This is a genomic window from Rhodococcus sp. PvP016, assembly GCF_017832185.1.
GTDB lineage: Bacteria > Actinomycetota > Actinomycetes > Mycobacteriales > Mycobacteriaceae > Rhodococcoides.
Genome location: NZ_JAFIBH010000001.1, coordinates 3,868,320 through 3,891,371, shown reverse-complemented (window position 1 = coordinate 3,891,371; position 23,052 = coordinate 3,868,320). Strand labels below are relative to the sequence as shown.

General features: G+C 69.6%; 19 protein-coding genes and 1 pseudogene. 12 read left to right on the top strand and 8 right to left on the bottom strand.

Annotation, left to right across the window (positions count from 1 at the left end; translation table 11 throughout):
• Positions 1–99: 99 nt before the first annotated feature.
• The 3 genes and pseudogenes from JOE30_RS18080 to ectA form a co-directional block, all read right to left on the bottom strand.
• The gene (locus JOE30_RS18080; RefSeq protein ID WP_204868365.1) at positions 100–498 is read right to left on the bottom strand and encodes an ectoine synthase; all 399 of its coding nucleotides are present in this window, start codon (positions 496–498) and stop codon (positions 100–102) included.
• A 43-nt stretch (positions 499–541) separates the two neighbouring features.
• On the bottom strand, positions 542–1,819 hold the full coding sequence (gene ectB, locus JOE30_RS18075; RefSeq protein WP_239533064.1) for a diaminobutyrate--2-oxoglutarate transaminase: 1,278 nt from the start codon (positions 1,817–1,819) through the stop codon (positions 542–544).
• A 60-nt stretch (positions 1,820–1,879) separates the two neighbouring features.
• Positions 1,880–2,383, bottom strand: a pseudogene (ectA, locus tag JOE30_RS21400) (diaminobutyrate acetyltransferase); the annotation flags it as partial.
• A 390-nt stretch (positions 2,384–2,773) separates the two neighbouring features.
• Between ectA and JOE30_RS18070 the strand changes: the two are divergent.
• Together JOE30_RS18070 and JOE30_RS18065 are read left to right on the top strand one after the other, a co-directional pair.
• A complete protein-coding gene (locus JOE30_RS18070) occupies positions 2,774–4,315 on the top strand; it encodes a hypothetical protein (RefSeq protein ID WP_204868363.1) in 1,542 nt (513 codons plus the stop codon).
• Between the two features lie 66 nt (positions 4,316–4,381).
• Positions 4,382–5,026 carry an SDR family NAD(P)-dependent oxidoreductase gene (locus tag JOE30_RS18065; RefSeq protein ID WP_204868361.1) on the top strand — a complete coding sequence of 215 codons (645 nt, stop codon included), beginning with the start codon at positions 4,382–4,384 and terminating at the stop codon, positions 5,024–5,026.
• Here the strand turns inward: JOE30_RS18065 and JOE30_RS18060 are convergent.
• The 4 genes from JOE30_RS18060 to JOE30_RS18045 all read right to left on the bottom strand — a co-directional run bounded on the left by JOE30_RS18060 (position 5,009) and on the right by JOE30_RS18045 (position 10,560).
• On the bottom strand, positions 5,009–6,757 hold the full coding sequence (locus JOE30_RS18060) for an ABC transporter ATP-binding protein (RefSeq protein ID WP_204868360.1): 1,749 nt from the start codon (positions 6,755–6,757) through the stop codon (positions 5,009–5,011). The two genes, JOE30_RS18065 and JOE30_RS18060, sit on opposite strands and share 18 nt — an antisense overlap.
• A gap of 61 nt (positions 6,758–6,818) precedes the next feature.
• The gene (locus tag JOE30_RS18055; protein WP_204868359.1) at positions 6,819–8,906 is read right to left on the bottom strand and encodes a RecQ family ATP-dependent DNA helicase; all 2,088 of its coding nucleotides are present in this window, start codon (positions 8,904–8,906) and stop codon (positions 6,819–6,821) included.
• Entirely contained in the window at positions 8,903–9,796 is an 894-nt protein-coding gene (locus JOE30_RS18050) for a PfkB family carbohydrate kinase (protein WP_204868358.1), read from the bottom strand. Before JOE30_RS18050 ends, JOE30_RS18055 begins: the two co-directional genes overlap by 4 nt.
• Before the next feature lie 11 nt (positions 9,797–9,807).
• Entirely contained in the window at positions 9,808–10,560 is a 753-nt protein-coding gene (locus tag JOE30_RS18045) for an aspartate/glutamate racemase family protein (protein WP_027505679.1), read from the bottom strand.
• Positions 10,561–10,699: 139 nt separating this feature from the next.
• Here JOE30_RS18045 and JOE30_RS18040 point away from each other — a divergent pair, with 139 nt between their 5' ends.
• From JOE30_RS18040 to JOE30_RS17995, 10 genes are all read left to right on the top strand, one after another.
• Positions 10,700–11,113: a gamma-glutamylcyclotransferase gene (locus JOE30_RS18040; RefSeq protein ID WP_204868357.1), complete on the top strand. Its 414-nt coding sequence runs from the start codon at positions 10,700–10,702 to the stop codon at positions 11,111–11,113.
• A gap of 3 nt (positions 11,114–11,116) precedes the next feature.
• Positions 11,117–12,178, top strand: coding sequence for an allantoicase (alc, locus tag JOE30_RS18035; RefSeq protein WP_204868356.1), 1,062 nt, complete (start codon positions 11,117–11,119; stop codon positions 12,176–12,178).
• A complete protein-coding gene (gene allB / locus JOE30_RS18030; RefSeq protein WP_204868354.1) occupies positions 12,175–13,524 on the top strand; it encodes an allantoinase AllB in 1,350 nt (449 codons plus the stop codon). Before alc ends, allB begins: the two co-directional genes overlap by 4 nt.
• A 45-nt stretch (positions 13,525–13,569) precedes the next feature.
• A complete protein-coding gene (locus tag JOE30_RS18025; RefSeq protein ID WP_204868351.1) occupies positions 13,570–14,895 on the top strand; it encodes an aspartate aminotransferase family protein in 1,326 nt (441 codons plus the stop codon).
• Positions 14,892–16,370, top strand: a complete 1,479-nt coding sequence (locus tag JOE30_RS18020; RefSeq protein ID WP_204868349.1) for an NAD-dependent succinate-semialdehyde dehydrogenase — start codon at positions 14,892–14,894, stop codon at positions 16,368–16,370. The genes JOE30_RS18025 and JOE30_RS18020 overlap by 4 nt, the downstream gene beginning before the upstream one ends.
• Complete coding sequence (locus JOE30_RS18015; protein ID WP_307806235.1) at positions 16,367–17,053, top strand: GntR family transcriptional regulator; 687 nt, start codon at positions 16,367–16,369, stop codon at positions 17,051–17,053. Before JOE30_RS18020 ends, JOE30_RS18015 begins: the two co-directional genes overlap by 4 nt.
• A gap of 82 nt (positions 17,054–17,135) precedes the next feature.
• Complete coding sequence (locus tag JOE30_RS18010; protein ID WP_204868347.1) at positions 17,136–18,320, top strand: Xaa-Pro peptidase family protein; 1,185 nt, start codon at positions 17,136–17,138, stop codon at positions 18,318–18,320.
• Positions 18,321–18,325: 5 nt separating this feature from the next.
• Positions 18,326–19,552 carry a PLP-dependent aminotransferase family protein gene (locus JOE30_RS18005; protein ID WP_239532407.1) on the top strand — a complete coding sequence of 409 codons (1,227 nt, stop codon included), beginning with the start codon at positions 18,326–18,328 and terminating at the stop codon, positions 19,550–19,552.
• Entirely contained in the window at positions 19,549–20,772 is a 1,224-nt protein-coding gene (locus tag JOE30_RS18000) for a M20 family metallopeptidase (protein WP_204868343.1), read from the top strand. Before JOE30_RS18005 ends, JOE30_RS18000 begins: the two co-directional genes overlap by 4 nt.
• Positions 20,769–21,755, top strand: coding sequence for a D-2-hydroxyacid dehydrogenase (locus tag JOE30_RS17995; protein ID WP_204868341.1), 987 nt, complete (start codon positions 20,769–20,771; stop codon positions 21,753–21,755). Before JOE30_RS18000 ends, JOE30_RS17995 begins: the two co-directional genes overlap by 4 nt.
• Here JOE30_RS17995 and JOE30_RS17990 read toward each other — a convergent pair.
• Positions 21,690–23,036: a DUF3533 domain-containing protein gene (locus tag JOE30_RS17990; RefSeq protein ID WP_204868340.1), complete on the bottom strand. Its 1,347-nt coding sequence runs from the start codon at positions 23,034–23,036 to the stop codon at positions 21,690–21,692. The two genes, JOE30_RS17995 and JOE30_RS17990, sit on opposite strands and share 66 nt — an antisense overlap.
• Between the last annotated feature and the right edge of the window lie 16 nt (positions 23,037–23,052).

Genomic DNA, 23,052 nt, shown 5'->3' with positions numbered 1-23,052 from the left:
GGTGGGATGTGTACACACCTGCCACAGAGCGAACACACCCTGCAGCATGCGGAAGTGTGTGTCCGCTCGCGGCAAGGTGTGTTCGGTCCGCCCCTGACGTCAGGCAGGAACCTCGATCAACGGGTAGACACCGTTCTCGTCGTGACGCTCGTTGCCGACGACGGGCGGGTTGAACACGCACAGCATCCGCATGCGGGTCCGCGTCTCCACCGTGTGACGCTCGTGCCCGTTCAGCAGGTACATCGATCCCGGACCCAGGTCGTACGTCTCTCCGGTCTCGCGGTCGGTGAGCGTGCCCTCGCCCTCGATGAGCCAGACGGCCTCGACGTGGTTGGCGTAGTGGAAGTTGTTGACGGTGTTCGGCTCGATGGTGGTCTCGTGGAACGAGAACCCGACCCGGTCACCGCCCAGGACGATCCGCTTGGACCGCCACTGGCCGTCCTCGCTCGCGATGTCGCGCTCGGTTCCGGTGATGGCCTCGGTGGTGCGAACGATCATGTGGTCCTCCTCGTGCTGTGCAGACGTGCGGAACGCGATTCGGTCAGGAGCAGACGGTCGCGGTGGCGTCGGCCAGGATGCCGAGGCCGTGATCGAGATCCTCCTCGGTGATGGTGAGCGGCGGAAGCAGCTTCACCACCTCGTCGGAGGGACCGGACGTCTCGGCGAGCAGGCCCTTGTCGTAGGCGAGCGCGGTGACCTTCGACGCCTTCTCCGCGTCCTCGAACACGAGGCCCTGGACCATGCCGCGGCCGCGGGTGCTCAGACCCTCGAAGCGGGCCGAGAGGTCGATGAACGCGTCCTGGATGCGCTCGCCCTTGGCCAGGATCGACGCCTCGAACGCGCCGTCGGCCCAGTAGTGGTCGAGCGCGGCCTTGCTGGTGACGAAGGCCGGGCTGTTGCCGCGGAACGTGCCGTTGTGCTCGCCGGGGCCCCAGACGTCGAGTTCCGGGCGCATGAGGGTCAGTGCCATCGGCATGCCGTAGCCGCCGATCGACTTCGACAGCGTGACGATGTCCGGCACGATGCCGGCGTCCTCGAAGGAGAAGAACGGGCCCGTGCGGCCGACGCCCATCTGCACGTCGTCCACGATCAGCAGGATGTCGCGGCGCTTCAGCAGGTCCGCGAGTCCGCGCAGCCATTCGGCACGGGCGACGTTGACGCCGCCCTCGCCCTGGACCGTCTCGACGATGACGGCCGCGGGGCGGTTGATGCCGCTTCCCGAGTCGTCCAGCACTCGTTCCATCCACTGGAAGTCGTCCGTGGCACCGCCGAAGTAGTTGTCGAACGGCATCGGGGTCGCGTGGACGAGCGGGATACCGGCTCCGGCGCGCTTCATGGAGTTGCCGGTGACGGACAGCGCGCCGAGCGTCATGCCGTGGAACGCGTTCGTGAAGTTGATGACCGAGGAACGGCCGGTGACCTTTCGCGCCAATTTGAGCGCGGCTTCCACGGTGTTCGTTCCGGTGGGTCCGGGGAATTGCACCTTGTAGTCCAGCCCGCGCGGCTCGAGAATGCGCGTGGTGAACGACTCGAGGAATTCGCGTTTCGCGACGGTGGACATGTCGAGACCGTGTGTGATGCCGTCCCGCATGATGTAGTCGACCAGTGCCTGCTTGAGCACGGGATTGTTGTGGCCGTAATTCAGTGCACCGGCTCCGGCGAAGAAGTCGAGATAACGACGGCCGTTCTCGTCGGTGATCCACGAACCCTGCGCGGTGTCGAACACCGCGGGCCACTGTCGGCTGTAGCTGCGGACCTGCGACTCGCGGGCCTCGAAGATGTCGGTGGTGGTGTCGGTCGGGGTGATGCTGGTGGTCATCGAGGTCCTTCGGGTGTGGTCGTCGGAAGTGTCGGCGAGCGTGCCGTCGAACGGGCCGACCGTGTAGAGGTCCTCCGGCTCGTGGCTGTCGGGAAAATCCGCCGCTGCGAACAGATCTCGTCGGGTGATGGTGGTGTCGCGTCGTCGCGCCAGGGACGTGAAGAGGGCGATCGACGCGTCGTTGTCGGGGCTGATGGTGGTCTCGAGGAGGCGTGCTCCGCGTGGCGTGGTGCGGTCGACGAGGCCCTGCAGCATGCGCACGGCCAAGCCGTGCCCGCGCTGGTCGGAGTCGACTGCGACCTGCCAGACGAACAGGGTGTCGTCGGCATCGGGACGGATGTATCCGGTGACGAAGCCGACCGGACGGTCATCGGCGTCCACTGCCACGATCGAGGTGTCGGAGAAATCGCGGCACCACAGCACGTACGAGTAACTGGAATTCACGTCCAGTACTCGGGAGTCCCTCGCGATCTCCCACAATCGCGTCCCGTCGGCCACGCGTGGTGGGCGGAACGAGAAATCGATGTCGTCGGTCGGGGCGGCTCTCTGTAACACTGGCGTCATATTGCAGACGAACGTAACAAGACCGACCGGACATGTCAGGCGCCCTCGTCGTCAGGCGCGGGAATGGCGCGCCTATCGCCAGTACGTTCGCCCCTTGTGAGTGTGGTCACACGGCGATGCCTGCGTCGGGTCTTCGGGGACTGCCGCGGCCGTCCCGCACCCATGCTGCCTCCGCGCACCCCGCCTCGCCGAGCAACACGCGTGCGGGACGCAAGCATGGGTGCGGGAGGTGCGGGAACCCTCTCAGCGACACCGCGGCGTGGGGCTGCTGTGACCAGTGTGAACAGGGTGATCAAGACTGAATGGTCTCGACGACGGCGAAATAAATGGTCAGAGCACCGGCGAGGCACCCACCGTTCCCGTTCGGTGATGGCTAATGTCCGGCACACTATGACTCCCACGGTCAGACTTCCCCGGCCCGCCCGACTGCGAGGCGCGGCTGCACGTGTCGGTGCAGCCAGTTCGACCCCCGTCGCGATGGTGCTCGCCGTTCTGCTCCCCACCGTGGCGGCCGGAGTGTTCTGGGTCTCGCAGACCGACCGCCCCGCCACCACCGGCACCGTCACCGTCGCCGCCACTGCGGGCGGGTCGACGACGGACCCGCTCGGGTCGAGTCGGGCCGCGTTGACCAACACGGTCCTGCCGCTGCAGATCCTGAGCGGCGGCATGGCCGAGCTGTCCGACGGCAGCGTGGAGTTGGACGACGGCGCTCACCAGATGTCGGACGGCCTGCACCAGGCCCGCGACGGGTCGGCCGAACTCGCCGACGGTATGACCCAGCTCCGCGCCGGTCTCTGGCAGCTCGGTGACGGCTCGTCGCAGGTGAGCGGAGGAGTCGACCGCGTGGTGGGTGCCCTCACCGGCGTGGGAGCCGCGCAGGGCCAGATCGAACTGATCGTGCAGCAGACTCTCGACTCGCTCGCCGCGTCCACCGATCCGGGCGCCGCCGCGTCCGCCGATCAGCTGCGGCCGGTCCTCGACCTGCTGCGCACCCAGGGACTGAACGCCGGGGTGATGACGGATCTGCAGACGCTCCGCGACGGTGCGCGGACGGTGGCGTACCAACTCGACGACCCGTCCTCGGAGTTCGTCGACGGCATGGTGCGTGCCACCGACGGTTCCGCGCAGCTGCGCGACGGCCTCGTCCTGCTCGACGACGGCGGGGTACGCCTCGTGGACGGCACCACACGTCTGGTCGGGGGAGTCGGCCCGATGGAGACCATGTTCTCCACCCTGCGCACCAACGTGGAGAAAGCGTCCACCTCACTCCCTGCAGCGGAGCGGATCGAATCCGATCCGGCCGGTGGGGGTACCTCGTACGTGGTGCGGTCCGCTTCGGACGCGTGGCCCTACCTCGCGGCGGCGTTCGCGCTTGTCGCAGCAGCGCTCGTGGGGTTCTTCGTCCCGCGCGCCCGCGCCGCGGTTCTGGGGGCGGTGGCCACCGCGTCGACCATGGTGCTGGCCCTGACGTTCGCCGACACCGGCGCGAGTCTCTCGGGCTCGATGATCTCGACCGTCCTGATCGGAGTCTGGGTCGCCGCGGTGGCCACCGCGGCGCGTGCACTGCTTACCGCTCTCGGCGCCGTCCGCGCCGGGGTGGTGCTCGGGGTTCTCGGGCTCGTCCAGGTGGTGCTCGGCGGACTGGTTCTGCGCGGGGTCGGTGGACTCCCCGACACGGTCGGACTCTTCACGCCCCTCGGCCAACTGGTCCGATCATTGGAGAACGCGGCCGCGGGCGGAAGCATCGTCACCTCGCTCGTGTCGGTGATCGCCGCACTGGTCACGGTGGCCGTGTCGGTGGCCGTCCTGGCCGCACATCGCACGACCGACGACGCGGAACCGGTCGACCACGGCGCCGATGCGGCCGTCGAGAACGACGCCGACGAGGCCGACCGAACCGAGGACGACAGCGTCTCGTCCTCCGTACGCTAGGACCACCGGCCGGACGATCCCGCGGCAGGAATTCCTGTCGGCGCCGGGTGGGCGGAGGAGCGTGACGTGCTGCTCGACGGAGCCAACGCACTGATCTACGGGGGCGGCGGTGTCGTCGGGGGCCGTCTGGCCGTCGCCCTGGCCCGCGACGGAGCGCGCGTGCACCTCGCCGGACGATCCCGGACAAGGATGCAGCACGTCGTCGACATCATCCGCGCGGACGGTGGCCACGCCGAGGCGGCCGTCATCGACGTGCTGGACGAGGTCGACGTCGACGAGTACGTGGACGTCGTCGCCGCCTGTTCCGGGAGCATCGACGTGTCGATCGACGTCATCGTCCCCGGCCGGGCGTCGCGCGCGACCCCCTCGGAAGCGTCGGCGCGTCGGCTCGATCGCACCGAGGTCGCGGATCTCGAACGTCCGGTCCTGGACGCGCTGCGCGCCCACTTCATCACCGCGCGGGCGGCCGCACGGCACATGGTGTGCCAGCATTCCGGGCTCATCCTCGTTCCGCGCTGCCTGCCGACCGCAGGCGACGCGGGGCTGGACGCGTCGTCGCTGGCCTCCGTCGTCATCGATCGGCTCGCCGCGCAACTGGCCGGCGATCTGGTCAGCACCGGGGTGCGCGTCACGGCCGTCGACACCGATCCGACGTCGGCCGACGAGACGGCCCGCCGACTGGTGGCCGCGGCGTCAGACGGCGATACGTAGCGCCTCGACGAGATCCCGGTACAGGGTGTCGGTGTCCAGCAGCTCGCGGTGCGTTCCCTTCGCGCGGACGCGTCCGCGCTCGAGTACGAAGATGGTGTCCGCGTCGATGACCGTCGACAGGCGGTGCGCGATGGTCACGACGGCACCGTGCACGGACAAATCCCGGATGGCGTCGTGGATGGCGGCCTCGGTGATGCCGTCCACCTGCGCGGTGGCCTCGTCTAGCAGCAGGATGTCCGGTGGGCGGACGATGGCACGGGCCAACGCGATGCGCTGACGTTCGCCGCCCGAGACCGCCGAATCGCGCAACTCGGTGGCGAGACCGTCCGGCAGCAGCTCGATCTTCTCGGCCAGCCGAACGCGTTCGAGTGCCGCCCACAGCTCGGCGTCGGTCGCGTCCGGGTGGGTGAGCCGGAGATTGTCGGCGATCGTGCCCGGCAGTGTGGGTGTGGCCTGTTCGACGTAGCCGATGCGCGCGCGGATCTGACTGTGCGACAACGCCGAGTACGGGACACCGTTCAGGGCGAGTTCGCCGTCCCGCGGTTCGAGGAAGCGCAGGATCAACGAGAACAGCGTCGTCTTGCCGGCGCCCGACGGTCCGACGACGGCGGTGTGGCCGCGCGACGGAATGCTCATGTCGATCGCGTTCACCGCGGCGCCCTCATCGCCGTACCCGGCCGTGACCCGAGTGAGAGCGAGCGCCGAGACCTCCGCGCTCGCAGGCAGGTCCGCCACCGCGGTGGGCGCTTCCTTCTCCAGGTCCATCACCTGCACCTCGCGAATGCGGGCCGCGGCGGCGATGCCGCGCTGCAGCTGCGAGACGTAGAGCGTGAGCTGGGCGACCGGGCCCACCAACTGGAACGCGTAGAGCAGGAACGCGACCAGGCTGGAGACGGCCAGCGCTCCCGAGCTCACCCGATAAGCGCCCACGCCGAGCACCGCGATGATGGTGAGCTGGATCCCGGAACCGGTGATGGTCCACGCCCAGGCTTCGAGACGCACTGCCCGGATACCGTAGGACGCCGAGACGCGGGCCTCCTCGATGACCAGCTCGCTCGAACGACTCTCCGCGCGACTGGCCTTGACCGTGCGGACGGCGCGCAACGCGCCCTCCAGAATGCCGCCGAGCCGACCCATCGCCTCCTGCGCATTGCGTTGCGCGCGAGCCACCTTCGGCATGAGGAACCCGGCGGCGACACCGATCAGACCGATGCCGAGCAGAGCCGTCCCGAGGAGGGGGAGGTCGAGTGTCGCCATGAGCACGATGACACCCACGATCGCGATGCTGCCGTTGACGATCTCGACCAGCGCCCAGGACGACGCCTCGCGGAGCAGCATCGTGTCGGACGTGACCCGCGTGAGCATCTCGCCCGCGGGACGAGCGGTGACCGCCGGGATGGTGGCGCCGAAGAAGCGCCGCACCATGGACGATCGCGCCTCGAGCACGACGCGTTCGGCCATGGTTCCCAGTAGCAGGCGTTGAGCCAGACCCACGATGATCCCCACGACGAGGAGCCCGACCAACAGGACGATGGCCGACCGCGTGGCGCCCGGGACGTCGAACGAGTCCAGCAGGCGCTTGGTGACCAGAGGAGTGGCCAGGGACGACGCGGTGACCAGCAGACCGAGGAGCAGACCGACGCGGAACAACCGGCGATGCGGGCGGATGAAGGTCCAGAGAAGGCGGAGATTGGGAAGCCGACCTGGTGCATCGGGCGTAGCTGTCGTCACCTCGTCACACTAGTCGCGCGCCGCCGGCCACCCCTTCTCGTCCATCCGCCCGGCCTCCGGCCTACCCGCGACCGATCAACGCGAACGGCAGGACCGCATCGGCCCCCGCCTGCCGGAGCGCCCGCGCCGCCATGGTGAGCGTCCACCCGGTGTCGGTGGAGAGATCGATTAGCAGGACCGGTCCGTGGTGCGCCGTCAGATCGGGCGGCTCGAAGGCGTCCACCAACGAGGCGACGCGGAACGCGGAGTTCGCGCCCGAGACCGGCCGCGCATCGGGCCGACGGTGCAGTACGCCCAATGGCTCCAGCCTGCCGACCCTCGCCAGACGCTCCCCGAGGTCGTTCAGCAACGCCGGCCGAGAGTCGCTCTCCATGACCATCAGCCCGGTGGGCCGCTCGTCCCACGTCCACTCCGCGAGAACCTTGATGCACGCGGCCTCGAGCCCGTCGGGTGCCGGACCGTCCTCGCCGTCCGTCAGCGCGCGCAGGCGTGGTCCCCACACCGGATCGGTGAGGCGGCCGAGGATACGGCCGGTCTCCGGACCGTCGGTGATCTTCCCCGACAGCTCGACGCCGACCTTCTTCAGTCCCGTCGGCCACTGCTTGCGGATGGCGAGGTCCAGCCCGGGTCGATCGAGACGGCGACGGGTCGATTCCACGTGATCGGCCGACACGTCCGCGGAGAGGTGCTGCCCGGTGCAGTTGTCGCAGCGCCCGCACCGGTCCGCCTCCGCGTCCCCGGTGAGGGACGGGTCGTCGAGTTGCCGGCGCAGGAACGCCATCCGGCACTCGTCGGTGCTCTGGTACTCGATCATCGCGCGCTGTTCGGACAGCCGTGCCTCGTCGAGTCGTTCGTACCGTTCCCGGTCGTAGTGCCAATGTTCCCCGGTGCCGAGCCAACCACCCTTGACCCGCCGGACGGCACCGTCGACGTCGAGGACCTTGAGCACCATCTCGAGGCGAGTGCGTCCGAGCTCGACGAGCGGTTCGAGAGCCTGGGTCGACTGGGCGCGCTCAGTGTCCAGAACCTCCAGCACCCGACGCACGACGTGCTCGCGGGGGAAGGCGACGGACGCGAAGTAACTCCAGATCTCCCGATCCTCCGGTCCGGGCAGGAGGACGACGTCGGCGCGCTCGGTGGCGCGTCCGGCGCGGCCCACCTGCTGGTAGTAGGAGATGGGGGACGACGGTGCACCCACGTGCACGACGAACCCCAGATCGGGTTTGTCGAAACCCATGCCCAACGCCGAGGTCGCGATGAGCGCCTTCACACGGTTCTGCAGCAGATCCTGTTCCGCCGCTTCGCGTTCCGTCGGGTCGGTCTGGCCGGTGTAGGCGGCCACCTCCATTCCCCGGTCGCGCAGCAGCGCCGCGAGGTCGTTGGCTCCCGCGACCGTCAACGAGTAGACGATGCCCGAGCCGGGCAGCGTCTCGAGATGGTCGGCGAGCCAGGCGATGCGTGCCGTCGGATCGGGGATGGTGACCACGGACAGGTGCAGCGACTCGCGCTGGAGACCGCCACGCAGCACGGTGGTGTCGGCGCCGCCGACGCCGAGCTGTGCCGCGACGTCCTCGACCACCCGATCGTTCGCGGTGGCGGTGGTGGCGAGAACGGGAACCCCCTCGCGCAACTCGGCGATGAGCGACCTGATGCGGCGATAGTCCGGCCGGAAGTCGTGACCCCAGTCGGAGACGCAGTGCGCCTCGTCCACCACGACGAGCCCCGCGTCCGCGGAGAGCGAGGGCAGCACCTGATCGCGGAAGTCCGGATTGTTCAGCCGCTCCGGGCTCACCAGCAGCACGTCCAGTTCACCGGCCGCGACGCGTGCGTGGACGTCGTCCCACTCGGTGACGTTGCCCGAGTTGATGGTGGCGGCGGTGACCCCGGCGCGCTCGGCAGCCGCGACCTGGTTGCGCATGAGCGCGAGCAGAGGCGACACGATGACGGTCGGTCCGAGCCCCTGCTCGCGCAGCAGGCGTGCGGCGATGAAGTACACGGCCGACTTTCCCCACCCGGTGCGCTGCACCACGAGTGCGCGTCGATGATGGACGACGAGCGCCTCGATCGCCGTCCACTGATCCTCGCGGAGAACGGCATCGGGGCCGGCGAGGTCGGTCAGCAGCTCCTGTGCGCGCTCACGGGTGCTCATGCGTCACGCGATCCGGCGAGCGCCCGGTCGACCTCGGCGACGGTGGGAGCCGAGGCCCCCGCACCGTCGCGCGTGGTGGACACGGCTCCGGCCGCACATGCGCGCCGTATCGCGGCGGCGGGGCCGTCACGCCACGCGGCTGCCAGCGTGCCGGCGAAGACGTCGCCGGCACCCGTGGTGTCGACGGCTTCGACGGCAGGCGAGGGATGAGCGGTGACGACGCCGTCGGCTCCGCGGTGGCGGGCACCGTCCGCCCCGAGCGTGGTGACCACGTGCGGAATGCGGGCGAGGGCGTCGACCCCCAGCGCGTTCTCCTCGTCGCGGTTGACGACGGCGACGTCGACGAGCCCCAGCAGATCGTCGGAGAGCGGTTGCACGGGTGAGGGATTGAGGAACACGAGCGTGCCGTTGGCGCGCGCGTGCCGCGCCGCCGCGACGACCGTGGCGACGGGCGTCTCGAGTTGGCACAACAGGACGTCGGCCTCGGCGACGGCAGCCAGTTCCTCCGCCGTGAGCTCGGTCAGGGTCTCGTTGGCACCGCCCACGACGACGATGGAGTTCTCCGCGGCGTCGTCGACCGTGATGACCGCGACGCCGCTCGCGCCCTCGACCTCGCGCAGCAGCGACGCGTCGACCTCGGCCCCGACGAGGGTCTCGCGCAGGTCGAGCGCGAAGGTGTCGGAGCCGACTGCTCCGACGAAGACGACCTCGGCGCCCGCCCGAGCGGCGGCGACCGCCTGATTGGCGCCCTTGCCGCCGGGGGAGGTGCGGAACCCGCTGCCGAGGACCGTCTCGCCCGGTGCGGGCAGCGTGGGGGTGCGGGCGACGAGGTCCATGTTGATGCTGCCGACGATGGTGATGCGGGGACGTGCGGTGTCAGGATCGGCCATGGTGCACGACACTAACGGGTGGTTCGGACACCCGAGCCGTCTCGACGAGCGGGCGGCCAGTCCACGAACGACTTGCTCCGCGGCGGCGCGAACGTGCGCACCTTGGACGTGCGGAGACCCTGCCGGACCAGCCCCTCGGCGACGGTGATCGCCGCGGTCACCCCATCGACGACGGGAACGTCGACCCTGGCCCGCACGGCGGCGTCGAGACCGGACATGCCGCCGCACCCCAGGACGATCACCTCGGCTCGGTCGTCGCGCACCGCGCGTTCCGCCTCGTCGACGACGGCGCGCACCGCGGCATCGGGATCACGGTCGAGGTCGAGCACCCCGAGGCCGCTGGCGCGGACCGACGCGCAGCGGGTGTGCAGGCCGGCGACGAGCAGCCGGTCCTCGATCAGCGGGACCGTGCGGTCCAGTGTGGTCACCACCGAGTACGACCGCCCGAGGAACATCGCGGTGCTCGCCGCGGCCTCGGTGATGTCGACGACGGGAACGTCGAGCAGCTCCTGGAGTCCCTCGCGGCCGTGCTCGCCGTAGCCGGCCTGCACGACGGCGTCGAACGGTTCCGCGTACGCGCGGACGGTCTCCATGACCGCGACGGCCGCGAGGTACGACTCGTAGTTGCCCTCCACCGACTCGGCCCCGAACGCGGGCGTCAGCGCGACCACGGTGGTGCCCGGCGACGCGATCTCGCGGGCGCGCGCACCGATGGCTTCGGTCATGGATCGCGTCGTGTTGACGTTGACGACGAGGATGCGCACGGCAGCTCCGGAGTTCGGCGGGAACGGGGTTCGGCGTCGCTCAGAGTAGACCCGCGCCGCGGGCCGGAAGATATATCGCGAACTCGGTTACGTTGGCAGCGCACGAGCGTGAACCGAACGAGAGGACCGGACCCACACCATGGCCGAACTGTTCTGCAACGGAGGCGCCATGCGTGGCGGCAACCTGCACCACAACGTCTCCAGCCACACCTTCCTCGGCTCGGTGCGAACGGCGCCGAACTACCGGTTCTTCGCGGTGCGCGACGAGTTCCCGGGACTGCTGCTGACCGAGACCGGTGGCGCCTCCATCGCCGGTGAGCTGTACGACGTCCCGATGGAGAACATCCGGACCGATTTCCTGCCGGAGGAGCCCGTCGAACTCGAACTCTCGGTGATCGAGCTCGCCGACGGACGGTCGGTGATGGCCGTGGTGCTGCGACCGGGCCTGGTCGATTCGCTGTCCTCCGAGCTCACCGAGATCACGGATCTCGGCGGATGGCGTGCCTATCGCGGGCTTCCCGATCCGGACGAGACCGCCTCCGCGGGAGCATGAGTCGTGTCCGCTGCTGCTGACTTCCTCCTCTTTCCCGATCTGGCCTCGCGCGCGCTGGGCGGGTCGGTGAGCGCCGCCAACGACGAGTTGTTCGCCCAGCGCGAGAACCTGATCAAGCCGACGGCGCCGTTCTTCGATCCGTCGGAGTTCGGCCACAAGGGCAAGGTGTACGACGGCTGGGAGACCCGCCGCCGACGCGACGACGGTCACGACTGGGCTCTCGTGCGACTGGGCGCGGCGGGCGTCGTGCACGGCGTCGTCGTGGACACCGCGTTCTTCCGCGGCAACTATCCGCCGTTCGTGTCGGTCGAGGCCGCGTCCGTCGAGGGCTACCCCTCGGCCGAGGAACTGTCGACGGCGCAGTGGCACACCATCGTCGAGAAGTCGCCGGCCGACGGCGACACGGCGAATCTGTATCCCGTGACCGACACCCGCCGCTGGACCCACGTCCGGTTGTCGATCTATCCGGACGGGGGAGTGGCGCGGTTGCGGGTGCACGGCGAGGTGGTGCCCGACCCGCGGTTCCTCACCGGAACGGTCGATCTGCTGGCAGCGGAACACGGTGGGCGGCTCGTGGAGTGCTCGGACGCGTTCTACGCGTCTCCGGCCAATATCATCCTGCCCGGCCGCGCTCGGAACATGGGTGAGGGGTGGGAGAACTCGCGTCGGCGAGGCGGCGGAAACGACCACGCGACGTTCGCTCTCGCTGTCGCCGGGGTGCCGCGGCACGTGGAGGTGGACACGTCGTACTACGTCGGCAACGCCCCGGGCTGGGTGCGACTGAGCACCGTCGACGATCGGGTCGCCGACGTCGCGGATCCGTCCGCGTGGGCCGAGGTCCTGCCGCGCACGGCGGTCCAGCCCGACACGCGGCACCTGTTCCTTCTCGACGGCGCCCCTGCCGCAACACATCTGCGCCTCGACGTCTACCCGGACGGGGGTCTGTCCCGGCTGCGGTTGTTCGGCGATCCGGACGAGCGTGGCCGCGCCGACGCGCGCGCCGCGTGGTGGGACGCGCTTCCTGCCGAACACCGCGCACTCCTCGCCGAGCAGGCCCCGGCATGAGCGCGTGGGATCTCGCGTTCCGCGCACGCCGTGCGGTGGTGACCGCGGCCGACGGTTCCCGGATCGAGACGGCGTGCACGGTGGGGGTGCGGGACGGCCGCATCGTCGCCGTCGTGGGTCACGACGATCCTGCCGATGCGGACGTCGTCGTGGACCTGGCAGACGACGAGGTACTGCTCCCGGGTCTGGTGGACACCCACGTGCACGTGAACGAGCCCGGTCGCACCGAGTGGGAGGGGTTCGCGAGTGCGACGACCGCCGCGGCCGCCGGGGGCATCACGACCCTGATCGACATGCCGCTCAACAGTATTCCCTCGACGGTCTCCACCGACGCACTCGACGTCAAACGAGCGGTGGCCGAGCCCAAGGCTCGTATCGACGTCGGCTTCTGGGGCGGCGCCGTACCCGGCAACGTCCCGGACCTGCGCGCGATGCACGAGGCCGGTGTCTTCGGCTTCAAGTGCTTCCTGTTGCACTCGGGTGTCGACGAGTTCCCGCCCCTCTCGCCCGACGAGCTCGAGGAGGCGATGCGAGAGATCGCCTCGTTCGACGGACTGCTGATCGTGCACGCCGAGGACGCGCAGATCATCGCCGACTCCGAGAACGCCGGCGGCCGGGACTACGCCGGTTTCCTGGCGTCGCGGCCGCGCGCCGCGGAGAACACGGCCATCGCCGACGTGATCGCGGCGTCGCAGCGGACGGGATGCCGCGTCCACATTCTGCACCTGTCGAGTGCCGACGCCGTGCCGCTCGTGGCGGCGGCGAAGAAGGACGGTGTGCGCATCACTGCCGAGACCTGCCCGCACTACCTGTCGTTCGCGGCGGAGGAGATCGCGGACGGGGCGACCCAGTTCAAGTGCTGCCCGCCCATCAGGGAGGCCGACAACCGGGACGCGTTGTGGCAGGCGTTGTCCGACGGCGTGATCGACACGGTGGTCACCGATCACTCGCCGTGCACCACGGAGCTCAAGCGGTTCGACATCGGCGACTTCGGCGTCGCGTGGGGTGGCATCGCCTCGCTGCAGGTGTCCTTGGCCGCCGTGTGGTCCGAGGCGCGTCGGCGTGGGCACTCTGTCGCCGACGTCGTCGGGTGGATGTCCGCGGCGACGGCGGCTCAGGTCGGACTGGAGACCAAGGGCGCGATCGCGGTGGGCAAGGACGCCGACCTGGTGGTGTTCGCACCGGACCAGGAGTTCGTGGTGCACGCGGAGGAACTGCGGCACAGGAACCCGGTGAGTGCGTACGACGACCGAGCGGTGACGGGCTGTGTGCGCTCCACCTGGCTCGCCGGACGGCGCGTCGATCTCGACGGTCCAGCGCAGGGGAGGCTCCTGACGCGCGGCTGATCGCAGATTGTTGACAATCCGACGATCGTCCTCGACAGTGAGGGCATGACTGCAGCAGCATTCGTGCCTCGAACAGCCGACGGCACCGACGCCTCCCCGGGTGCCCCTTCCGCTCGGCTGTCGCCCGCCCTGAAGCAGGCCACACCCATCGTCGTGGATCACGCGTCGGGAACTTGGATCACCGGGACCGACGGGCGTCGCTACCTCGACTTCACCACGGGTATCGGCGTGACCAGCACCGGGCACTGCCATCCGCGCGTGGTCGCGGCGGCGCGTGAGCAGGTCGGCAAGATCATCCACGCGCAGTACACGACCGTCATGCACACACCCCTGCTCGAGTTGACCGAGAAGCTCGGCACCGTCCTTCCGACCGGCCTGGACAGCGTGTTCTACGCCAACTCGGGGTCCGAGGCGGTCGAGGCGTCGATCCGCCTGGCGCGCATGGCCACCGGCCGCCCGAACATCATCGCGTTCCACGGCGGTTTCCACGGTCGCACCGTCGCTGCGGCGACACTCACCACCGCCGGGACCAAGTTCCGGTCCGGCTTCGCGCCGATGATGGGCGGCGTCCACATCGCACCGTTCCCGTATGCGTTCCGGTACGGCTGGGACCTCGACACCGCGGTGACCTTCGCGCTGCGCGAGCTCGACTACCTGCTGCAGACCGTGTCCGCCGTCGCCGACACCGCGGCGTTCATCATCGAGCCGGTCCTCGGCGACGGTGGTTACCTCCCCACCCCGCCCGCGTTCCTGGACGGCCTCCGAGAGCGAGCCGATCGGCACGGCATCGTGCTCATCGTGGACGAGGTCCAAGCGGGAGTGGGCCGCACGGGGAAGTTCTGGGGTCACCAGTTCTCCGATTCCACCCCGGACGTCCTCATCACGGCCAAGGGTCTCGCCAGCGGCTTCCCGATCTCCGCGATCGCCGCGTCGACCGCCCTGATGAGTACCGCCCTGCCGGGATCGCAGGGCGGCACCTACGGCGGCAACGCGGTGGCCGCGGCGGCCGCCGTCGCCACGCTCGACGTCGTCGAGGACGAGGGCCTGGTGGAGAACGCCCGTCTGCGCGGGGAGCAGCTTCTCGGTGGACTGCGTGCGATCGCGGCTCGGCACGACCAGATCGGTGATGCCCGCGGGCTCGGTCTGATGGCGGCCTTCGAGTTCGTCGACGACGCCGGGGACGCCGATCCGGGCGCCGCGCTCGCTCTGCAGAAGGCAGCGCTCGACCGCGATCTCCTGCTGTTGACCTGCGGTGCGCTGGGCAACGTGGTGCGCATCATCCCGCCCCTCGTGGTGACGCGCGACGAGGTCGAGCTGGGACTCGAGCGCATCGCGGACGCGTGCGACGCGGCGCTGGGAGTTCGGTCGTGACGACGACGGTCGACCGACCCGTGCCGGTGTCCGATCGCAGCATTCTGATCGGGGGTCGATGGCGGGACGCGGTGGACGGCCGCACGTTCGACGTCGAGAACCCTGCCACCGGCGAGATCATCGCGCGCGTCGCCGACGGGGGAGCCGCCGACGCGGCTCTGGCGCTCGATGCCGCGAGCGCCGCCCAGTCGGGGTGGGCCGCGACGTCGCCGCGGGACCGGAGCGTCGTGCTGCGCCGTGCGTTCGACCTCGTGGTCGAGCGCACGGAGGACCTCGCCGCCGTGATGACCGCCGAGATGGGCAAGCCGCTCGCCGAGGCTCGCGGCGAGGTCGCCTACGCCGCGGAGTTCCTTCGCTGGTTCTCCGAGGAGGCCGTCCGCATCGCCGGCGATCACACCCTGACCGGCGACGGGTCGACGCGCATGGTGGTCACACGAGTACCGGTGGGACCGTGTGTGCTGGTGACGCCCTGGAACTTCCCGTTGGCCATGGGTGCCCGCAAGATCGGGCCCGCTGTGGCAGCCGGATGCACCATGGTGTTCAAGCCGGCCGAACAGACCCCGCTCACCTCACTGGCTCTCGCCCGCATCTTCCAGGAGGCCGGACTGCCGGACGGCGTCCTCAACATCGTCACGACCTCGGACGCGGGTGGCGTCGTCGAACCGTGGTTGCGCAGCGGTGTGGCTCGCAAGCTGAGTTTCACGGGCTCCACCGCCGTCGGCAGGCTCTTGCTCGGCCAGGCGGCGTCCACGGTCATGCGCACGTCGATGGAACTGGGCGGGAACGCGCCCCTCGTCGTCTGCGCGGACGCCGATCTGGAGACGGCGCTCGACGGAGCCATGATCGCCAAGATGCGCAACATGGGGGAGGCCTGCACCGCCGCCAACCGGTTGTTCGTCCATCGGTCCGTCGTCGACACCTTCGCGGAGCAGCTGACCGCGCGGATGGCCGAGCTCACTGTGGGAGACGGTGCGCACGAGGGTGTCCGGGTCGGCCCGCTGATCGATGCGGAGGGCCGCGCGAAGGTGCAGCGCCTCGTCGACGACGCGGTGAGACGTGGGGCGCGGATCCTGACCGGCGGCGCCACGCCGGAGGGACCGGGATACTTCTACCCTCCGACGGTGCTGGTGGACGTCCCTCCTGACGCCGAGATCGTGCACACCGAGATCTTCGGGCCGGTCGCCGCGATCATCACCTTCGACGACGAGGACGAGGTGGTGCGCATCGCCAACGACACCGAGTGGGGTCTCGTGGGCTACGTGTTCACTCGCGACGTCGATCGGGCCTTCGATCTGGGTGAGCGCCTCGAGGTGGGCATGGTCGGCCTCAACACCGGGCTGGTGTCCAACCCCGCGGCACCCTTCGGCGGGGTCAAGCAGTCCGGACTCGGACGCGAGGGCGGGCGCCTCGGCATCGACGAGTTCCTCGAGGTGAAGTACTTCGCCGTGCCGCGTCGGCCGGGGCGGACGCTGTGACGGCCACTCGACGGCTGACGCCCCTCGACGCCCGCACCACGTCGATCGTCATCGCGGACCAGCTGCGCGAGCGCATCATCGACGGATCGTTCGCGCCGGGGGAGCAGGTCCACGAGGCGACGGTCGCGACCGAACTCGCCGTCTCCCGCGGACCGGTTCGCGAGGCGCTGCAGCGCCTGAGTCAGGAGGGGTTGCTCGTCTCCTTCCGTAATCGCGGCGTCTTCGTCGTCGAGCTGGGCGAGTCCGACGTCGCCGAGATCTACCAGGCCCGCGCGGCCATCGAGATCGGTGCCGCGTTCACCGTCCTGCGACGCGGTGACTCCGAACGCGTCGCCGACGCGTTGTCGCGCATCGTGGTCGAGATGCAGCCGGCCATCGACCGGGGCGACTGGCGGTCGGTGGCCGAGCGGGATCTCGCGTTCCACACCGCCCTGGTCGCGGCGACGGGGAACAGCCGGATGAGCCGGATGTACGCGACTCTCGCCGCCGAGGCCCGCATCTGCATGGCCAACCTCGAGACCGCGTACCACCGGCCCGACGCGTTGATCGAGGAGCACACGCTGCTGGTCGATCTGCTGCGAGCTCAGGACTGGGCCCGGCTCGAACCCGCTCTGCGCGAACACATGGACACCGCCGTGCACGATCTGACGGCGTCGCTACGCGAGTCGGCGGAGACCGCGTAGTCACTCGCGCTGCGCCCGTGGGTGCGAGCACCTACGCTCGCTCCATGAACCCGGAGAACCTCGAAAGCGTCAGGGGTACAGCATGATCGACACGATCAGCACGGCCGAACACAGCTCCCGCCTCGCTGCCGTGCGTGCCGTCATGGCCGAGCGGGGTCTCGCGGCGCTCATGATCACCGATCCGTCGAACATCTACTATCTGACGGCGTACAACGCTCTGTCGTTCTACACCCCGCAGGTGCTGTTCGTGCCGGCCGAGGGCGACATGCTGTTCTTCGCCCGCGCCATGGACGCGCACGGCGCCTCACGCACGTCCTGGCTGCCGGACGACCAGGTCTTCGGCTATCCGGAGACCCTGGTGCAACGGCCGGACACCCATCCCTTCGTCTGGGTGGCCGACACGCTGCGCGGACTGAACCTGGTCTCGAACTTCGAGCACGGCCAGGTGGGGCTCGAGATGGACTCCTACTACTTCAGTCCCAAGGCGTTCGAAGCACTCGTGAAATGCCTGCCGGAGTACCGGTTCGTCGATTCGCGTGAACTGGTGAACTGGGTGCGATCGGTGAAGTCGGACAACGAGATCGAGCTGATGCGCGGGGCGGCGGCGATCTGCGAGAGCGCCATGGCGACCGCGATGGACGCGATCGCCATCGGTGTGCGCCAGTGCGACGCCGCCGCGTCGATCTCCGCGGCGCAGGTGCGCGGCACGGACGATTTCGGCGGCGACCACCCCGCCATCGTTCCGATGCTGCCCACCGGTGAGGGTGCGGACACCCCGCATCTCACCTGGACCGACCGGCCGTTCCGGGACGGGGAGTCGACCGTCGTGGAACTCACCGGGGTGTTCCGCCGCTACCACGTCCCGATGGCGCGGACGGTCTCACTCGGGCGACCGGACCCGCGCATGGCCGGTCTCGCTGCCGCCACCGACGACGCACTCGGAGCCGTGCTCGCGGAGATGAGGCCCGGAGTACAGACCAGTGACCTCGCGGCGACGTGGAACCGTGAACTGGGCCGCGCGGGATTTCACAAGCCTTCGCGCATCGGGTACTCCATCGGCATCGCGTACGCGCCGGACTGGGGCGAGCGCACCATCAGCCTGCGCAGCGACGACGCAACGATCCTGCAGCGCAACATGACCTTCCACGTCATCGGCGGTATGTGGCTCGACGGTTACGGATACGAGGTGTCCGAGTCCGTGGTGGTGACCGACACCGGTATCGACACCTTCACCGCGTACCCGCGATGCCTGACAGTCAAGGAGTGACGGACATGCACGCACAGACATATGCGACGACCACGCTTCCGTGGGCGCTGCGCACCGATCACCTCGTCGGGTCGATGATCGACTCGTCGACCTCGCTTCTCGCCGCGCAGAAGCACGACATCGTGCGCTTCGCCATGGGATCGCCCGCCGCCGAGGCGGTTCCGCACGCGGCGATGGCGGAGATCGCGGGCCGGGTCCTGACCGCAGATGCCTTCGACTACGGTGCGACGGAGGGTGATCCGGCTCTGATCGAACAACTGGTGGCCTTCTGCGACGCCTTCGGTGAACCGACGTCGCCCGATCGGCTGGTCATCACGTCGGGTGGGATGCAGGGGCTCGATCTCGCGTGCACGCTGTTCGTCGACCCCGGCGATCTGGTGATCGTCGAGAGCCCGACGTACACGAACGGCACCGCGACCGTGCTCAGCTACGGTGGCGACATCCTCGAGGCGCCGATGGATTCCGACGGACTGATCGTCGAGGCGCTTCCCGAGTTGGTCGCCCGCGCGGGCCGACTGCCCACGATGATCTACACCATCCCGACGTTCCAGAATCCGTCGGGAACGACCATGTCGCTCCCGCGCCGACTGGCGCTCCTGGAGCTGGCCCGCGAGTGGGGCGCCGTGGTGCTCGACGACGACCCCTACGGCCATCTCCGCTTCCAGGGAGACCCGGTTCCGAGCCTGCGAGCGCTCGCCCCCGACGACCCGCTGGTGTTCTCCGTGCGCACGTTCTCGAAGCTCATCGCCCCGGGGCTGCGCGTCGGATGGGTGGACGCGGACCCCGCGGCTCGCCGGTTGATCATCAACGCGAAGCAGGCGATGGACACGTGCACCAACGTGCCGAACCAGCGGATCGTGGCCGAGTTCCTGCGACAGGGACTGCTCACCGAGCACCTGGCGTCCCTCGCGGACATCTATCTGCCCCGCAAGATCGCGATGCAGACCAGCCTGGAGCGGCACCTCGGTGGGAGGGTGCGCACCACCGATCCGGAGGGAGGGTTCTTCCTGTGGGTCACGTTGGTGGGTGACGACGCCGCCGTGGACACGCGGCGACTGTTCGAGATCGCACTCGCGCACGGCGTCGCCTTCATCCCGGGTCCGGCGCTGTCCGCGAACGGTCTCTTCGGTGATGCGATGCGACTGTGCTTCGCGTCCTCGACGCCCGAGCGCATCGACGTCGGGGTGCAGCGGTTGGCGGGTGCGCTGGATGCGGCCCGAGCCGAACTGTGACGGCGGCCGATCTCGAGCAGGATCGCGCGTCGACCGACGTCCAGACGGTCGAGCAGATCACGCGCGCGCTGATCGACGCCGGTCCCGACGAGTCCGCCGTGGTGGCCGAGATCTGCCGCATCGCTGAGAGTCTCGGACTGCAGACCGTCGTCACCGACGCGTCGCCGGGGCGGCCGAACGTCGAGGTGGTCCTTCCTGGCGGGCCCGGCCCGGGCCTGCTGTTCCTCGGGCACTCGGACGTGGTGCCCGCCGGCGAGGGCTGGACCGGGGACCCGTTCCGCTCGCGGGTGCACGACGGTCGGATCGTGGGACGCGGCGCCTGCGACATGAAAGGTGGTCTCGCGGCGGTACTCGCTGCGATGGGGTCACTGGCCCGGCGCGGTGTGGTCCCGGCGCGCACCGTGACCCTCGCCTGCGTGGTGGACGAGGAGGACACGGGCCTGGGCATCCGGGCATGGGTGTCCGACCAGACCGGCCGGCCTCCGGCCTTCACGGTCGATGACGACCAGCCTCCGGCCTTCACGGTCGATGACGGCCGGCCTCCGGCCTTCACGGGATGCGTCGTGGCGGAACCCACGGCCGGCACCGTGATCGTCGGGTGCCGCGGAGCGGCGAACATCGTGCTCACCGTCACCGGTCGGAGCGCGCATGCCGGTCGGCCCGAGAACGGTCGCAGTGCCGTGGTCGCGGCGGCTCGCGTCGTGGGCGAGATCGCCGGGCTGCACGCGGAACTGGCCACCGTGCCGCACCCTGTGCTCGGTGCCGCATCGTGGAACGTCGGCCGGATCGACGGTGGGACCGGACCGTCGATCGTCGCTGGCCGCTGCCGTCTGGAGATCGATCGTCGCGTGCTGCCGGACGACGACGTCGACACCGTCGTCGAAGACCTGCTGCGCCGGGCCCGCCTCGTCACGGATCTGGACGTCGACGCGTACGTCGAGATGGAGATGCCGGGATTCCTCACCGAAGAGTCGAGCCCGCTCGTCGAGTCGGCGCTGGCGGCGTTGCGCTCCGAGGGCGCGCCGGACCCGTCTACCGCGGTGTGGACGGCGTCCTGCGACGGGGGGTTCGTCGCCCGTGACCTCGGGGTGTCCACCATCGTGCTGGGTCCCGGTGATCTCGAGGCGCAGGCCCATCAGCCCGACGAGTCCGTGGACCTGCTCGAGGTCGCTCGCCTCTCCCGGGCCTACGCTCGACTGATGACGGAGCAGCGACCGTGAGCCCCTCCCGCACGGACGGCGGAGCGAGGCCGATCATCACCGTCCTGCACGACGGGCTCCTTCCCGATCGGGTGCAGGAACTCGACACCTCGTACGAGGTGCGCCATGCCACCGCCGACACGTTCGGCGATGCGGTCGACGGCGCGCAAGCGGTCCTGCTGTGGGACTTCTTCTCGTCGGCGCTCCGGGACCAGTGGTCGCGCTGCTCCGCCCTCGAATGGGTGCACGTCGCCGCAGCAGGGGTGGACAAGCTGTTGTTCGACGACCTCGCGGCGTCCGACGTCGTGGTGACCAACGCGCGCGGGGTCTTCGACGTGCCGATCGCCGAGTTCGTGCTCGCCTCCGTGCTCGCTCTGGCGAAGGACGTGCGCGGCACCGTCGAACTCGGCCGGCAGGCGCGATGGTTGCGCCGGGAGACGGAGAACATCGCGGGGCGTCGAGCTCTGGTGATCGGCACGGGCAGCATCGGCCGGGCGACGGCGCGCATGCTGCGTGCCGTCGGTATGGACGTCGCCGGGGTCGGACGGACGGCTCGCACGGGTGATGCGGATTTCGGAACCGTCCATGCCAGTGCGGATCTCGCGTCGGTGGTGCCCGGCGTCGACTACCTCGTTCTCATCGCACCGCTGACACCGTCGACACGGGGCATGGTCGGCCGCGACGTCCTCGCGGCGGCCGATCCCGGGGTGCGCGTGATCAACGTGGGTCGTGGCGAACTGCTCGACACCGACGCGCTGGTCGACGCTCTCCGCAGCGGCCATGTCGGCGGCGCTGCCCTGGACGTGTTCGAGACCGAGCCGCTGCCACCCGAGCACGTGCTGTGGACCCTCGACCACGTGCTGCTGACCGCACACATGAGCGGTGACACCGTGGGGTGGCGCGACCGGCTCTACTCCGGCTTCGCCGAGAACGCCGAACTATTCGCCGCCGGCCGACCGCTGCGCAACGTCGTCGACAAGTCCCTCGGGTTCGTCGCCGGGTGACCCGGTGACCGCGGGCGTCCGGTCGTATCCCTTGCGGTCGTAGATCGCGATCACCAGAGCGCCGAGGAGCAGGCCGATGACGAGCCCGAGCAGCGTCATGCCGAGTCCGTGGGCCAGGCCCGAGGTCCAGCGTGAGTCGAAGTAGAGGATCGAGCGCACCGCGAGATACACCTGATGCATCGGCTCGAATTGCGCGAGCCACCCGAAGAGCGCGGGTGACGCCTGGATCGGGATGGTGGCGCCGGCGGACGGCAGGCCCAGGATCACGAAGACGACGAGGTTGAGGATCAGCCCCGGAGTGCCGAAGATCGACAGTACCGACACCGCGGTGATCCCGACGGCCGAGATGGCCAGCACTCCGAAGAGCCACAGGCCCAGTGCGTTCGGGATCGGCATGCCCAGTGCGGTGGCGATCGCGACGTAGAGACCGGACACCACGAACCCGATCACCACCATCGTGAGCCACTTCGCGGCGAGCACGCGCAGGCGACTGTCGGTGGACCGGCGACGCTGCAGGAAGGTGGGGCCGAACTCGAGCGGTACGAAGCCGAGGGCGCCGTCGACGAGAGCGCTGGCGATCATCGCGCCGGTGAAGCCGGCGAGCACGAGGAGCAGGGCGTAGTAGAAGGCGGACAGCCCGAGCCCCGTGCCGTCCGGAAGTGGGTCGTAGGGAGTGACGACGATGTCGACCGGCGCGGCCAGCGTGAGGGCCGCGGCCCCGGAGAGGGTGGCGCCCGCGGGCAGTGCCTCGGTCACCTGCGTCGTGAGTCGTTCTCCCAGAGTGCCGTTCGCGGAGTCGAGCGCCGTGTCACCGATGGTGGTCATGAGGGAGGATCCGAGAGTGCCGGCGCGCGGATTGGTCATGATCGTCACGATGGGTCGCTCGATGTCGCCCGCCACGACGGAGGCCTGCGTCAGGATCGACACCCGTTTGGTGAAGTCGCTCGGCACGACGATCGCGCCGTAGACGTCGCCGTTCGCGAGGAGGTTCTGCGCCTCCGCGATACCGACCTGTTTCAGATCGATCTTCTCCGCGTCGATGCCGTCCGCGATGCCCTGGCCGATCTGCTGACCCAAGTTCGCCTGCTCACCGTTCGGCAGCACGTCACCCTCGTCGCTGACCACCAGTGCCACCGGGAAGTGGCGGAGGTTCTCCTTCGGGTCGAGGATGCCGCCGAGGTACAGCGTCGCGAGCAGCGACATGACGACGGAGACCGCGACGACCGGCAACAGCCAGGTGGTGGGGCGCCGGAATGCGGGCGCAGCGGCTTCGGGGGACATGGCGGGCCTTCCGTCG

What these genes read in the sequence shown, in the direction of transcription:
- JOE30_RS18080 (WP_204868365.1), bottom strand. Translation starts at nt 498, where the DNA reads ATGATCGTTCGCACCACCGAGGCCATCACCGGAACCGAGCGCGACATC.
- ectB (WP_239533064.1), bottom strand. Translation starts at nt 1,819, where the DNA reads ATGACCACCAGCATCACCCCGACCGACACCACCACCGACATCTTCGAG.
- JOE30_RS18070 (WP_204868363.1), top strand. Translation starts at nt 2,774, where the DNA reads ATGACTCCCACGGTCAGACTTCCCCGGCCCGCCCGACTGCGAGGCGCG.
- JOE30_RS18055 (WP_204868359.1), bottom strand. Translation starts at nt 8,906, where the DNA reads ATGAGCACCCGTGAGCGCGCACAGGAGCTGCTGACCGACCTCGCCGGC.
- JOE30_RS18050 (WP_204868358.1), bottom strand. Translation starts at nt 9,796, where the DNA reads ATGGCCGATCCTGACACCGCACGTCCCCGCATCACCATCGTCGGCAGC.
- JOE30_RS18040 (WP_204868357.1), top strand. Translation starts at nt 10,700, where the DNA reads ATGGCCGAACTGTTCTGCAACGGAGGCGCCATGCGTGGCGGCAACCTG.
- allB (WP_204868354.1), top strand. Translation starts at nt 12,175, where the DNA reads ATGAGCGCGTGGGATCTCGCGTTCCGCGCACGCCGTGCGGTGGTGACC.
- JOE30_RS18025 (WP_204868351.1), top strand. Translation starts at nt 13,570, where the DNA reads ATGACTGCAGCAGCATTCGTGCCTCGAACAGCCGACGGCACCGACGCC.
- JOE30_RS18010 (WP_204868347.1), top strand. Translation starts at nt 17,136, where the DNA reads ATGATCGACACGATCAGCACGGCCGAACACAGCTCCCGCCTCGCTGCC.
- JOE30_RS18005 (WP_239532407.1), top strand. Translation starts at nt 18,326, where the DNA reads ATGCACGCACAGACATATGCGACGACCACGCTTCCGTGGGCGCTGCGC.
- JOE30_RS17990 (WP_204868340.1), bottom strand. Translation starts at nt 23,036, where the DNA reads ATGTCCCCCGAAGCCGCTGCGCCCGCATTCCGGCGCCCCACCACCTGG.